This window comes from Streptomyces sp. NPDC018263, assembly GCF_055562575.1.
Genome location: NZ_JBVHFA010000009.1, coordinates 24,095 through 38,543, shown reverse-complemented (window position 1 = coordinate 38,543; position 14,449 = coordinate 24,095). Strand labels below are relative to the sequence as shown.

Annotated in this window: 8 protein-coding genes; 4 read left to right on the top strand and 4 right to left on the bottom strand. The window is 73.5% G+C overall.

Annotation, left to right across the window (positions count from 1 at the left end; all coding sequences use genetic code 11):
• Positions 1-38: 38 nt before the first annotated feature.
• The 4 genes from ACZ3HQ_RS25105 (at position 39) to ACZ3HQ_RS25090 (ending at position 7,967) form a co-directional block, all read left to right on the top strand.
• A complete protein-coding gene (locus ACZ3HQ_RS25105; RefSeq protein WP_467514244.1) occupies positions 39-731 on the top strand; it encodes a GntR family transcriptional regulator in 693 nt (230 codons plus the stop codon).
• Positions 732-826: 95 nt separating this feature from the next.
• On the top strand, positions 827-2,356 hold the full coding sequence (locus ACZ3HQ_RS25100) for a hypothetical protein (protein WP_467514242.1): 1,530 nt from the start codon (positions 827-829) through the stop codon (positions 2,354-2,356).
• Positions 2,357-2,387: 31 nt separating this feature from the next.
• Complete coding sequence (locus ACZ3HQ_RS25095; protein ID WP_467514241.1) at positions 2,388-3,260, top strand: hypothetical protein; 873 nt, start codon at positions 2,388-2,390, stop codon at positions 3,258-3,260.
• Between the two features lie 39 nt (positions 3,261-3,299).
• Complete coding sequence (locus ACZ3HQ_RS25090) at positions 3,300-7,967, top strand: hypothetical protein (RefSeq protein WP_467514239.1); 4,668 nt, start codon at positions 3,300-3,302, stop codon at positions 7,965-7,967.
• On the opposite strand, the gene ACZ3HQ_RS25085 is transcribed toward ACZ3HQ_RS25090, so the two are convergent.
• The 4 genes from ACZ3HQ_RS25085 to ACZ3HQ_RS25070 form a co-directional block, all read right to left on the bottom strand.
• Positions 7,959-9,521 carry an APC family permease gene (locus ACZ3HQ_RS25085; RefSeq protein ID WP_467514237.1) on the bottom strand — a complete coding sequence of 521 codons (1,563 nt, stop codon included), beginning with the start codon at positions 9,519-9,521 and terminating at the stop codon, positions 7,959-7,961. The genes ACZ3HQ_RS25090 and ACZ3HQ_RS25085 overlap by 9 nt on opposite strands.
• A gap of 61 nt (positions 9,522-9,582) precedes the next feature.
• Complete coding sequence (locus ACZ3HQ_RS25080) at positions 9,583-10,713, bottom strand: aromatic ring-hydroxylating oxygenase subunit alpha (RefSeq protein ID WP_467514235.1); 1,131 nt, start codon at positions 10,711-10,713, stop codon at positions 9,583-9,585.
• A complete protein-coding gene (gene solA / locus ACZ3HQ_RS25075) occupies positions 10,710-11,879 on the bottom strand; it encodes an N-methyl-L-tryptophan oxidase (RefSeq protein WP_467514233.1) in 1,170 nt (389 codons plus the stop codon). Before solA ends, ACZ3HQ_RS25080 begins: the two co-directional genes overlap by 4 nt.
• Before the next feature lie 37 nt (positions 11,880-11,916).
• Positions 11,917-14,436 (bottom strand): GcvT family protein, encoded by a 2,520-nt coding sequence (locus tag ACZ3HQ_RS25070; RefSeq protein ID WP_467514232.1) that lies wholly within the window; start codon positions 14,434-14,436, stop codon positions 11,917-11,919.
• Between the last annotated feature and the right edge of the window lie 13 nt (positions 14,437-14,449).

Sequence of the window (14,449 nt, the reverse complement as noted above, 5' to 3'; positions counted from 1 at the left end):
CGTTGTCCCGGCCCCCGCTCTGCGGTTGAATTCCGGGCATGGCAGAGCAGTTGGGCCAACTGGCCGACGACCGCGTCCTCCTGGGCCGTACGAGCACCGCCGAGCGCGTCTCCGACATCCTCCGGAGCCGGATCGCGGAGGGCTATTTCCCGCCAGGCACCCGGCTGTCGGAGGACAGCATCGGCGGCGCCCTCGGGGTGTCCCGGAACACCCTGCGCGAGGCGTTCCGGCTGCTCACCCATGAACGGCTGCTGGTCCACGAACTCAACCGGGGTGTCTTCGTCCGGGTGCTGAGCGTCGCGGACGTGGAGGACATCTACCGCACCCGCGCCCTGGTCGAGTGCGCCGTGGTACGCGGCCTCGGCGAACCCCCGTACGCCCTCGACGGGCTCGCCGGAGCCGTCGCCGAGGGGGAGTCGGCGGCGCGGGAAAGTGACTGGAAATCGCTGGGGACGGCCAACTTCCACTTCCACCGTGAACTGGTCGCGCTGGCCCGCAGCGAGCGCACCGACGAGCTGATGCGCAGCGTCTTCGCCGAACTCCGGCTCGCCTTCCACCATGTGGACCACCCCCGCCGCCTCCACGAGCCCTACCTCGCCCGCAACCGCCGGATACTGGACGCCCTGCGCGCCGGGGACCGGACCGGGGCGGAGGAGTTGCTGTCCACCTATCTCGCGGACTCGCTCCAACGGGTGCTGGAGGTCTACCGCCGCCGGGTCGACGAGCAGTAGCCGCCCTCCGGCGCACGGGGTCTCGTGCCGCTGTGACGGCCGTCGCTTCCACACCGTTTGGGTGGTTGTCGGACCGAGGACCTAATCTGTGCACCGTGACTTCGCCTGCACCGACGGACAGCGTTCCGCCCCAGCTCAGCGCGGCGCCGCGCCCCGCGCCGGGCCCGGCCGCCGACGAGGGGCTGGCGCGGCGGCTGCGCGCGCTCGCCTGCACGGCCCCGCTGCACGACCTGGACGCCCGCAAGGCCAACCTGGCCGGTGAGTACTCGACGTACGGCATGGCCGAGGTGGCGCTCGCCGCCATCGACCTCGTCACGCTCAACATGGACTTCGACACCGGCGCCGACCACGAGCAGATCGTCGCCCGCCTCGTCCCGCGCATCGCCGCCCAGGCCCCCCACCGCACCGCCGCAGAGCACGAGCGCGTCGCCCGCTGGGTGCTGGAGAACCTGATCAACGTGGGCAGCGCCGACCGCGGCTTCCGCGCGGTGTACGGCACCTTCGCCTCCGACGGCACCTATGTCCGCCGCGACTACGACTTCAAGCTCATCGAAGAGGTCCCCGGACCCGGCGGCACGGTCTACCTGCGCACCACCGACGAAGCCGTCAACGTCCTCGTCGGCGCTCTCGACACCGACGTCACCAGCGCCCAGATCGCCGCCGAGGTCAAGCTGGAGGTGCTGATCAGCCGGGGCCGCCTGGCCGACGCCCAGCTCGCCGCCGAGCAGGCCCGCTACCGCACCGTGCAGTACTCCGAGACCCTGCGCCGCGCCCTGGACGCCACCCGGCGCAACGTCCGCGCGGTCGACTGGCTCAACTCGGTGCCCGACATGATCGCCGAGGCGCTGGACCACGTGGCCGACCGCTACCGCCACGAGAACGCGATCCTCACCAACATCCGCAAGGCCCGCGACGAGACGGAGGAGCCGGAGCACAAGCGGCGCGCGGCCGAGCTGGTCGACATCGTCAAGGACTGCATCCGGCGCCACACCCAGCTCCAGTCCCGGCTGCTGGAGGCGGGGCCGCTGTTCCGCGCGGAGCAGGACCGGCAGGCGTTCGCCACGCCCACGGGAACCTCCGGGCTCGACCTGTACGGGCATCTGGTCGCGCCCACCCTGCCGTTGCCGCTTCAGCAGGCGATCCGGGTCACCGACGCGTTCTTCGGCAGCGGGGTGGGGCTGCGTACGCCGGTGTCGGTGCGGGTGGGGGATCTGGTCGACATCCTGCTCACCCCGCCTGTCGAGCGGGAGCACTTGGGCGCGGAGATGCCGGAGCCGGAGCTGATTGCCACGCCGGACGACAGCCGGTTCTCGGAGGAGCAGGTCGCTACCGCTCGGGCTTTGCTGGATCTTCCGGCTGACGCTCCTCGGAGGTTGTCCGGGTTGCTTGCGGAGGCTCGGGCTGCCGAGGGGTTCGAGCTGGCGTATCTGGTCGCGCTGATGGCTATTCACGCGGCCAGTCCTGCTGTGGGGACCGCTTATCGGCAGGGGGAGGCGAAGCTGTTGTTCGCTGTCGATGACGGTACGGAGTTGGACGATCCCGACTTCGGCGGGGCGGATCTGATCGTGGGGACCGCCTTGTTGGATGCGGTGGGGATGGCCAGCGATCGGGCGGTGGCGGGATGACCTCACGTTTCGAGTTCAAGGAGTTTGCGTCGTGACCGAGCACGTCGAGTGGAGTGACGTCGAAGCGCCGGCGGCGCCGCCGGCCGTTACCCCCGCCGACGCCGCCGACGCGGCGCGGCTGGTGGCGTTCGGGCTGCAGCCGAAGCTTCAGCCCGCGCGGGACCAGGAGTACACCGATCTCCTGCGGCGCTACCGGGAGGACGGGGCGTTCGCGCGGCTCGCGGATGCCGTGGCGACCGGGCTGGGGCTCGTCGTGCTGGAGGTGTCTGCGCGGGCCGGGATGGCCGTGACGGCCGCCGAGGACTCGGTGTTCGCGGTGCGGATGGGGGACTACGCCCGCCGTACCACCGCCGACTCCGCCGACCGGTTCCTGCACGGTCTGGCCCACCTGGCCGTGGCCGCGCTGGCGTTCCCCCGGCCCGAGGACCTGGCCGACGACTCCTACATCGGGCGCGTCACGGTCAACGGCGTGGACGCCTTCGTACGGCAGGCGTGCCGCAGGCTGGAGGAGCGGGCCGAGCAGGCCGGGGAGAACACCGACCCGGCGACCGACGCCCCCGGACTGGAGGCCGCCTGGCGGATCTGGGCCCGGCGCAGCGCCACCGGCGCCACCAAGGACGCCCGGCGCCCGGCCGCCTCCACCACCGGCATCGTCGCCAAGGCGCTCGGCTTCCTCACCGAGTCCGGGTTCCTCCAGCGCACCGGCGACGACCACGGCGGCACCTACCGCACCACCGCCCGCTACCAGTTGCAGGTGCGGGACATGGCGGGCGGCGCGGCGCTCAGCGAACTGCTGGAGCTGGGCGTGGTGACCGAGACCGGCGGCCCCGCCACCCTGCTGCCCGCCGAGGACACCGACGACCTGGACCTGGTGGCCGACGCCGGACTGCCCTTCCACTCCTGACCCGCCCGCACCTTTTCGAAGACCTCACGAGAGTCCGCCATGTACGAGCTGTCCCGCGTCCGCCTCTACTCCATCGGGCCCGCCGGCGCGCGCTACGCCGACACCGTGCTCGACCTGCGCGGCGTGGGCGCCCCCGTGCCCGACCCGGCGCCCACGCAGGCGGAGTTCTTCGAGGAGGAGCCGGTCGGCCCGCCGCGCCGGCCCGCGCCCGCCGGGGTGCTGTTCCTGGAGAACGGCGGCGGCAAGTCCGTCCTGCTGAAGCTGATCTTCTCGGTGATGCTGCCCGGCCACCGCAACACCCTGGGCGGCGCCAGCTCCGGCGTGCTGCGCAAGTTCCTGCTCGCCGACGACTGCGGACACGTCGCGCTGGAGTGGCAGCACGTGCAGACCGGCGAGTGCGTGGTCGTCGGCAAGGTCAGCGAGTGGCGCGGGCGCCAGGTCTCCAACGACCCGCGCAAGTTCGCCGAAGCCTGGTACTCGTTCCGGCCCGGCCCCGGTCTGAGCCTGGACAACCTGCCGGTGGCGGAGTCCACCGCCGTACGGCCGCTGGTGGAGGGTGCTTCCGGGGCGCAGGGGCGCCGGCGCACCATGAAGGGCTTCAGGGACGCCCTCACCGAGGCGGGCAAGAACTACCCGCATCTGGAGACGCACTGGGAGGAGACCCACGAGCGCTGGACCGAGCACCTCGGCGATCTGGGCCTGGACCCCGAACTCTTCCGCTACCAGCGGGAGATGAACGCCGACGAGGGTGAGGCGGCCGGCCTCTTCGCGGTCAAGAAGGACTCCGACTTCACCGACCTGCTGCTGCGCGCCGTCACCGACACCCGCGACACCGACGGCCTGGCCGACCTCGTCGGCGGCTTCGGCAACAAGCTGGGCCGCCGCGCCGAACTCATCGCGGAACGGGACTTCACCGCGGGCTCGGTCGACCTGCTCGGCCGGATCGTCGAGGCGGCCGACGCCCGCACCCGCGCGCGGGACGTGCACACCGGTGCCGAGCGCCGTACCCGTACCCTCGCCCGGCGGCTGTCCGCGCGGGCCGTGCGCGAGCGGGTCCGCGCCACCGACCTCGCCCAGCGGGTCACGGCCGCCGCCGACACCGTCACCCACTCCGAGGGCGCCCGCGAGCGCAGTTCGCTGATCGCGGCCGAACTCGCCTACCGGCACGCCTCGCTGGCGCTGGCCGCCGCCGAGAAGGCCGCCGCCGCGCAGAAGCGCGAGCTGGCCGACGCACGCACCCTTTACGCCGCCTGGCAGGCCGCAGAGGCCGTGCTGCGCCACCGCGCCGCCGCCGACCGGGTGGCCAGGGTCTCCGCCGCCATCCAGGAGGCCGAGCGGGACGCCGCCCCCGCGCTCGCCGCCCGCGCCAAGGCCGCCGTCGACCTCGTACGCGCCCTGCACGCGGCCGCCGAGAACGCCGAGGCGCTCGCCAACGAGGAGGAGGAGCGCTCCGCCGCCCTCCAGGAGGTCAGCGACGCCGCGTACCGCGACTCCACCGCCGCCGCCACCGACGCCCAGCGGGCCCGCAGCGAGATCGGGCACCTGCGTCAGCGGCTCACCGAGGTCGAGCAGGAGACGGCCGAGGCGGTCCGCGCGGGCTGGCTGGACGACAGCGCCCCCGACGCCGACCCCGCGCGGGCCGCGCTCGCCGCCAGCGACGCCGAGAAGACGGCCGTCGCCGCCTGGGACACCGCCCGCGAGGCGGCCCGCGCGGCCGTCGAGCACGCCCGCGAGACGGCCGCCGCCGAGTCCCGCGCCGAACTCACCGCCGCCCGCGCCGCCGACGCGGCCACCGCCGCCGAACGCGCCCACGAGGCCGAGCGCCGGCTCGCGGAGACGCTGGCCGCCGAGGAACGCCTCGCGGAGCTGCTCGGCCTGCCCGCCGCCGGGGCGTCGCGCTCCGCCATCCCCGCCCCGCGCGACGGCTCCGACACCGGTGAGCCCGTACGCGACAGCGCCGACGGGGGCCCGCTCACCGCCGAGGAGCTGGACCGCTACGCCGACGAGCTGCGTGGCCTGCTGGACGACGCGGTGTCCGCCGCCGAGCGCACCCTGTTCGACCTGCGCACCGCCGCCGCCGACGACACCCGCATCCTCTCCGCGCTCGGTGACGGCGGCCTGCTGCCGCCCGGCCCCGACGTGCTGGCCACCGTGGAGTACCTGGGTGAGCACGGCATCCCCGCGCTGCCCGGCTGGCGCTACCTCGCCCAGGCCGTCGACCCCGCCGACCACGCCCGGGTGCTCGCCACCCGCCCCGAGCTGGTCGACGGTGTGATCATCACCGACCCGGACACCCACGCCCGCGCCCGCGAGGCCCTGGCCGAGGCGGCCCTGCTGCCCCGCTCCGCCGTCGCCGTCGGCACCGCCGCCGCCCTGCTCGCCCCGGCCCCCGCCGCCGAGGCGCAGCCCGCCGACGTCTTTCTCGTGCCGCCGAACCCGGCCATGCACGACGAGCACGCCGCCGACGAGGAACGCCAGGCCCTGCGCGCGCGGGCCACCGAACGCGACGACGAGATCCGGGCGCTCGCCGCCCGCCTCGGCAAGGACCGCGAACTCGCCGCCCGCCTCGCCTCCTGGCGCGCCGGCTGCCCGGCCGGCCGGATCGTGGAACTCGCCGCCGGTGCCGAGGAGGCCCGCGCCTTCGCCGACGAGGCCGAGGCCGAACTCACCGAGGCCCGCACCGCCCGCGCCGAGGCCGAGGAGACCGCCGCCGAGGCCACCCGGCTGCGCGACGAACGCCAGGAGGCCGCCCAGCGCGCCAGCCGGGTCGCCGACGCCCTCGCCGGGCTCGCGCACCGGCTGCGCGAGCGCGCCACCTGGCAGGTCAAGCTCCGCGAACTGGCCGACGACGCCGCCGAGTCCGAGGCCCGTACCCAGTCCTGCCTGGAGCGCGCCCGCGCCGCCGACGAGGACCGGCGCGCCACCCAGCGCGGCGCCGACGACGCCCGCCGCACCGCCCGCGCCCTGCGCGCCGAGCGCGCCGAGATCGCGGGCGCCCCGGACGACGTGCCCGAGTCGGAGGACGGCGCCCCGAAGGCGTCCCTGCCCGCGCTGCGCGAGGCGTACCGGGCCGCGTCCCAGGTGTACGAGAAGGTCGGTGTCGGCGCCGACCTGCGCGCCGAACAGGCCCGCGCGGAGAGCGACGAGAGCGCCGCGCGCGCCGACCTGGACCGGCTCAGCAACAAGGTCCGCACCCGCGCCGAGCAGCTCCTCCAGTCGCCCGACGGCTCCGACGGCCCGTCCCGGCAGGCCGCCGCCGTCCGCGCCGAGGAACTGGTGCAACTGCTGGAGACCCGCATGTCCACGGCGAGCGAACAGCTCGGCCGGCTGCGCGGCGAGGCCGAGCGGCACGCCCCCGAGGACGGCGACGCCCACACCGAGCTGCCCGAGGAGCTCCGGCCGCGCGACGCCGAGCACGCCCAGTCCCTGCTGCGTACCGCCACCGCCGAACTCGCCACCCGCACCGAGGCGTTGACCCAGGCCCGCGACGCGCACGCCGAACTCCGGCAGGCCCACCGGACCGCCGAGGACGGCGCGGGCGGCTTCGACGAGATCGCGGCGATGCTCCGCGACCTGCTGCGCGAACCCGTGGCCCGGGACGAAGGGGAAGAAGGGGGCGAACGGGAGGACCCCGAGCCCTACCCCGGCACCCTGGAGGAGGCCCGGCAGTCCGCCGCCGAGGCCCGCCGCTCGCTGCGCGGCTGCGCCGCCGACCTCTCCGCCGCCGACACCGCCGTCCGCGAGGCGAGCGACATCCTGGTCCGGCACGCCAACTCCACCCGCTACGAGCAGGTGCGCACCCCGGCCCGGCAGCAGATCCGCGAACTGCCCGCCGCCGCGCTGCCCGAGCACGCCCAGAAGTGGGCCGACGCCTTCGCGCCCCGGCTGCGCGTCCTCACCGACGAACTGGCCCAGTTGGAGCGCAACCGCGACTCGATCGTGGACCGGCTCCGGGGGCTGGTCGAGTCCTCCCTCGCCACCCTCCGCTCCGCCCAGCGGCTCTCCCGGCTGCCCGAGGGGCTCGGCGAGTGGTCCGGGCAGGAGTTCCTCCGTATCCGCTTCGAGGAGCCCGACCAGGCCACCCTCACCGAGCGGCTCGGCGAGGTCATCGACGAGGCCACCCGTGCCGCCGTCAAGAAGAACTCCGACCTGCGCCGGGACGGCATGTCCCTGCTGCTGCGCGGGGTCGCGGCCGCGCTCCAGCCCAAGGGCGTCGCGGTGGAGATCCTCAAGCCGGACGCGGTGCTGCGTGCCGAGCGGGTCCCCGTCGGTCAGATGGGCGACGTGTTCTCCGGCGGCCAGCTCCTCACCGCCGCCATCGCGCTGTACTGCACGATGGCCGCCCTGCGCTCCAACGACCGGGGCCGCGACAAGCACCGGCACGCGGGCACGCTGTTCCTGGACAACCCCATCGGCCGCGCCAACGCCACGTACCTGCTGGAGCTGCAGCGGGCCGTGTCCGACGCGCTCGGGGTCCAGCTCCTGTACACCACCGGCCTGTTCGACACCACCGCGCTGGCCGAGTTCCCGCTGGTCATCCGGCTGCGCAACGACGCCGACCTCCGGGCCGGGCTGAAGTACATCAGCGTGGAGGAGCACCTGAGGCCCGGTCTGCCGCAGCAGCGGCAGGACGGGGACGGGGTGCGCAGCGAGATCACCGCGACCCGGATGTACAAGCGGCCGTCGGCGGGGGTGTCCTCAGTCTGACGCGGGCGTCGGCTCGGAGGTCCCCGGCGGGACCTCCAGCCGGTGCTCCGCCAGTACCCCCGTGCGCTGCCGCTGGACGAACCAGTAGTACGCGAAGCCGCCGCCCGCGATCACCGCGACGAACAGCACCGCGCCCCACCGCAGATACCAGTGGTAGGGCGCGCTCGCGTTGTACACCGCCGGGCGCGGCCAGATCAGGTTGAGGGTCATCCCCGCGCCCCACACCACCGCGACCACGTTGACGGCCAGCCCCCAGCGGCCCAGCGAGAAGCGGCCCTCCCCGGCCGGGGTCCACCGGCCGCGCAGCCGCGCCACCAGCATCGGCGCGGTCACCCCCAGGTAGGCCAGGTAGATCATGATGATGCCGATGCTGGTGACCACGGTGAAGATCTGCGGCTGACGGATGTTGACCACCAGGATCGCCAGCGCCAGCACCCCGATCACCACGGCCGGCACCACCGGGGTCCTGAAACGCGGGCTCACGCGGGCCAGCAGCGAGGACGCGGGCAGGTTGTTGTCCCGTGCCATGGCGAACGCCAGCCGGATCGCCGCCGTGTGCACGGCCAGCGCGCACACCGTGACCGCGATCAGCACGCACCACAGCATCCCCTTGCCGGCGGTCGGCCCGAGCACGTCCAGCACCACGTACTGGAGCCCGTCCACGGACAGCTTGTCGTCCTTGAGGCTGGAGACGCTCATCAGCGCCAGCAGCAGCACCAGGCCGCCCAGCACGAAGGAGGCGATGATCGCCCGCAGGATGGCGCGGGGTGCGTTCCGGGACGGGTCCAGCGACTCCTCGCCGAGCGAGGCGGCCGTGTCGAAGCCGTACATCACGTACGCCGACGCCAGCGACGCCACCAGGAACGCGCCGAGGTAACCGGCGCCGTGGCCCGCGCCGGTGCCGTTGGTCTCCAGCACGACCTGCGGGCCACGGGTGATGTGCACGGCCAGCATGACGATCAGCACCACACTGGCGACCAGCTCGATGAACACCCCCGCGGTGTTGATCGTGGCCATCAGCTTCACCCCGAAGGCGTTGACCAGCGTGGTGAACACGATCAACACGGTGGCCAGGACGACCGCGTTGGTCGCCACGTCGTAGGTGCCGGTGCCGTCCCCGACGAACTGGAAGACGGACGATATCTGCGGCAGCGTGAGCTGGTAGGCCAGCGCCACCGCCGCGATCGACACGATGGACGCGACCAGCATCATCCACCCGGCCAGCCAGCCGAGGTGCGGATTGCCGATCCGCTTCGACCAGTTGTAGACCGAGCCCGCCACCGGATGCCGGGCCGCCAGCTCCGCGAAGCACAGGGCCACCGCGAACTGCCCCACGAACACCATCGGCCACGACCACCAGTAGGCGGGGCCGCCGCTGCCGTAGCCGAAGTAGAACAACTGGAAGGTGCCGGTCAGGATCGAGATGTAGCTGATCCCGGCGGCGAAGGTGTGGAAGTTGCCCAGCGTGCGCTTGAGTTCGGGCCGGTACCCGAATTCCGCGAGTTCGCTGTCGTCGTGCCCGTGCGTGCCTGACGGCGGTGCTGCCTTCGTCATCGGTGTGACTCCTGGGGGCAGAGGGAAACGGGAGCGGCCGTGTCCTACCCCGCTTCGGCGCTCACGGAGCCTGTCCGCCCAGCTTCTCCCGCAGCCATGCATGGAATGCCCCGATGTGATGCTCGGCCGGCACCAGCACCCCGCCCCCGCGATAGGCGCGTGAGGACATCGCGGGCTGGGTCCGCTCGCACGCCGCGAAGTCCTGGACGTTGACCCGGTGGAACAGCTCCGCCGACCTCGACACGTCGGCCCCGGACGCCACCACCTCCGGCGCGTACAGCCAGTCGCACTCCACCACCGTGCGGTCCTCGGCCAGCGGGAACATCCGGTGCAGGATGACGTGGTCGGGTACGAGGTTGACGAAGACGTTGGGCCGGACCGTGATGGCGTAGTAGCGCCGGTCCTGCTCCTCGGCCACCTCCGGGAGCCGGCCGAAGCCCGCGCTGCCGTCCACCGTGAACCCCTCGACGCCCGCGCCGAACTCCGCGCCGTGGCCCACGTAGTACTGGGCCGCGTAACCGTCCGCGAACTCCGGGAGCACCTCGGTGAGTTCGGGGTGGATCGTGGCGCAGTGGTAGCACTCCATGAAGTTCTCGACGATCAGCTTCCAGTTGGCCCGCACGTCGTAGGTGACCCGCCTGCCGAGGGCCAGGCGCTCGGTGCCGTAGTGCTCGATGGCCGCCGGGTCGCCCAGCCGCTCCACGGCCGCGTGCTGGACGGTCTCCTCGAAGGAGGGCGGTTCGTCGGCCAGGCACACCCAGGCGTAGCCCAGCCACTCCCGCAGCGCGACCTTGATCAGCCCGTACCGGTCCCGGTCCACGTCCGGCATCCTGGTCAGGTTGGGCGCGGCGACCAGCTTGCCGTCGAGCCCGTACGTCCAGGCGTGGTAGGGGCATTGCAGGCCGCGGCGGACCTCGCCGGACTCCTCGGTGCACAGCCGGGCGCCCCGGTGCCGGCAGACGTTGAGGAAGGCCCGCAGCGCGCCCGTGCGGTCGCGGGTGACGAGCACGCTCTCCCGGCCGACCCGGACCGTACGGAAGGCGCCGGGCCGGTCCAGGTCGGCGCTGCGCACGGCGCAGAACCACATCGACTCCAGCAGCGCCTCCTGCTCGCGCCGGAACACCTCGGGGTCGGTGTAGTAGCGGCCGGGGAGGGTGGCGATCAGGCTGGGGGAGACCGGGGTCGTCGTCATGGCTGGGCTCCTCGGGCGGCCGGGGCGGTGAAGCGGGCGGGGTCGAACAGGCCGGTCGGGTGCGCGGTCGACCCGGTCAGCGCGAGGTCGGCCAGGATCTCGCCGACGACCGGCACGAACTTGAAGCCGTGCCCGGAGAAACCGCATGCCACGGTGACCGACTCCGGGTGCACGGGGTGCCGGGCGATCACGAAGTGCTCGTCCGGAGTGGTGGAGTACATGCAGGTGGCGGCCTTCAGGAAGGTGCCGGGCAGGTCGGGGATCAGCGCGGCCATGTGATCCGCCATGGCCCGCACCTCGTGCTCGTGCACCGTCCGGTCGATGGTCTCCGGGGTGGTGTCCTGCCCTTTGCGGAAGAACGCGACCTTGGCGCCCTTCTCCGGTCCGTCGATGGCGGGGAAGCCGTACACCTGGACGCCGTCCGGGTCCTCCCAGATGTAGACGGGGTGCCGCTCCGGCTGGAACGGCCCGGTGCCGCCCGCCGGCTGGAACCAGTACATGACCTGCCGCTCCACGGTGATCGGCACCCCGATGTCCGCGAGCAGCCGCGGCGCCCAGGCACCGGGGCAGATCACCAACTGCCCGGCCGTGTACGTGTTCTCGCCGGTGTGCACCCGCACCCCGTCCCGGTACGGCTCCCAGCGCACCACCGGCTCCTCGAAGCGCAGCCCGGCGCCCTGCCGGGTGGCCGCCTGGAGGTGGGCCGCGACCATGTTCTCCGGGCGCAGCAGGCCGGCCTTCGCCTCGAACAGGGCGACCTCGTCGTCGGCCGGGTTCAGGGTGGGGAAGCGGCGCCGGATCTCCTTGGCGTCGAGCATCTCGTGGGGCAGGTCCCACTCGGTGGCCGAGCGCAGCGAGCCGGAGACGGTACGGGAGTCCGGCCGGCCGACCATCGCGCCGCCGCACAGGAGGGAGACCTCCCGGCCGGTGGCCCGCTCCAGCTCCTCGTACAGCTCGTAGGACCTCAGCAGCAGGGGGACGTAGGCCGGGTCCTCGAAGTAGGACTGGCGGGTGATGCGGGAACCGCCGTGGCTGGAGCCCCGGTTGTGCACCGGGCCGAACTTCTCCAGCCCGAGCACGCGGGCGCCGCGCGCGGAGAGGTGGTGGGCGGCGGCGCTGCCCATGCCGCCCAGGCCGATGACGATCACGTCGTAGGTGGGGGACACTTCTGTCGGACCTCCTGGGGTTCTTCCGGACGGGCTGTCAGCGGCGGATGCGGGTCATCTCCGGGTCGAACAGCGGTTCCTCGGCGACGGTCGCGGGGACCTTCTCGCCGAAGTACTCGATGTGCACGCCGGTGCCGGGGGCGAGGCCCGCCGGGAGCCACGCGTAGGCGACGCACCGGCCCAGCGTGTAGCCGTAGGCCGCGCTGGTCACGTAGCCCGCCGTCGTGCCGTCCACCGACACCGGTTCGCTGCCGAGCACCACGGCGGCCGGGTCGTCCAGCAGCAGCGGGGTCAGCCTGCGGGTGGGTCCGGGGCGGTCGCACAGGGCTTCCCGGCCCGCGAAGTCGCCCTTGTCCATCCGGACGGCGAAGCCGACGCCCGCCTCGGCCGGGGTGTGCTCGGTGGTCATGTCGGTGCCCCAGGCGCGGTAGCCCTTCTCCAGCCGCAGCGAGTTGAACGCCGACCGTCCGGCCGCGATCACGCCCAGGTCCCGCCCCGCTTCCCAGAGCGTGTCCCAGAGCCTCAGGCCCAGGTCGGCGGTGGTGTACAGCTCCCAGCCCAGCTCGCCGACGTAGCTCAGACGCATCGCGGTGACCGGGACATGGCCGATGTGGGTGCGCCTGGCCCGGAAGTAGCCGAAGCCCTCGTGGGAGAAGTCGTCCCCGGTCAGCGGCTGCACCAGCGCGCGGGCCAGGGGGCCCCAGACGCCGACGCAGCAGGTGCCGGAGGTGATGTCCCGGATGTGGACTCCCCCACTCTCGGCTTCGCTCGAGCGGGAGGGGCCCCCAGCGGGGGCGTGCCGGAGGAGGTGGTCGAGGTCGGCGGGGGAGTTGGCGCCGATCTGGAAGTGGTTCTCGGCGAGGCGGGCCACGGTGAGGTCGGAGCGGATGCCGCCGGCCTCGTCCAGCAGGAGGGTGTACGTGACGGCGCCCGGCCTCTTGCGGAGCTTGTTGGTGGTCATGCGGTCGAGGAAGTCGAGGGCGCCGGGGCCGGTGACCTCCAGGCGGCGCAGCGGGGTCATGTCGTACAGGGCGACGCGCTCGCGGGTGGCGCGGGCCTCGGCGGCGGCGACGGGGGACCAGTAGCGGGCCGACCAGGCGTCGCGCTCGGGCAGCTTGGCACCGAGGGAGGCCACCAGCGGGGCGTTCGCCTCGTACCAGTGCGGGCGCTCCCAGCCGCCGCCCTCCAGGAAGAACGCGCCGAGCTGCTCCTGCCGGGCGTGGAAGGGGCTGACGCGCAGCGGGCGTGGCCGCTCCATCGGCTGGAGGGGGTGGGTGACGTCGTACACCTCGACAAACTGCTGTGAACCGCGTTCACGGACGTATGCCGGTGAACGCTGCGCTTCCTCGAATCGCGTGACATCGCAGTCGTGCACGTCGATCGACGATCGGCCGTCAACCATCCATTCGGCCACCGCCCTGGCCACACCCGCGGAGTGCGTGACCCACACCGCCTCGGCCAGCCAGAAACCGCGCAGTTCACGGGCTTCCCCGAGCAGGGGCATGCCGTCCGGGGTGAACGAGAACACCCCGTTGAACCCGCTCTCCACCTCCACCTCGCGCAAGGCCGGCACCAGCCGCCGGGCGTCCGCCCAGCTCGGCGCCCAGTCCTCCTCGGTGAAGGGGTACGAGGACGGCATCTCCATCCCCCGCCCCCGCGCCTCGTCGAACCCCGGCACGCCGAACGGGTCCACGGGCAGCGGCCGGTGCGCGTAGGAGCCGATGCCGATGCGGTCGTGGTGCTCCCGGAAGTACAGGTCGGCGTCCTGGAAGCGGAGGATGGGCCAGGTCGCCTCCGCGTGCGCCCCGCTCAGTCCGGGCAGCGGCCGGGTTCGCGCGTACTGGTGCGCCAGCGGCTGCAACGGCACGTCTACTCCGGCCATACGGCCGATCACCGGCCCCCAGAAGCCCGCCGCCGAGACGACATGGTTGGCCGGGAAGACACCCCGGTCGGTGACGACACCGGTGACCCGGCCGGCCGCCCGCTCGATGCCGGTGACGGTGTGCCGGTCCAGGAAACGGGCGCCGCGCGCGGTGGCCCGGTCGAGCTGGGCACGGCACGCGGCCACCGCACGGGCCAGGCCGTCCTCCGGGGTGTGGAACCCGCCCAGCACCACCGACTCGTCCAGCAGCGGCCAGAGTTCCTTGCAGCGGGCGGGGTTCACCACCTCGCCGCGCACGCCCCGGGCGGCGGCGAGCCCGGCCCTGCGGTGGAGGTCGGCGAGGCGTTCGGGGGTGGTGGCCAGCTCCAGGCCGCCGACCGCCTCGAAGCAGGGCACGCCGTCGTGGCTGAGCGAGCCGAACTTCTCCACGGTGTACCGGGCGAACTCGGTCAGCGTCTTCGACGGGCTGGTCCGGAAGACGAGCCCCGGCGCGTGCGAGGTGGAACCGCCGGGGGCGGGCAGCGGACCTTGTTCGAGGACGGTGACGTCCGTCCAGCCGCGTGCGGTCAGCTCGTCGGCGAGGGAGCAGCCGACGATCCCGGCGCCGACGATCACGACGCGCGGGGAGGTCTCGGGGGACGGGTGCGGACGGTCTTCGGGCGTGGCGGCGGACATGCCCCTCCTAGCG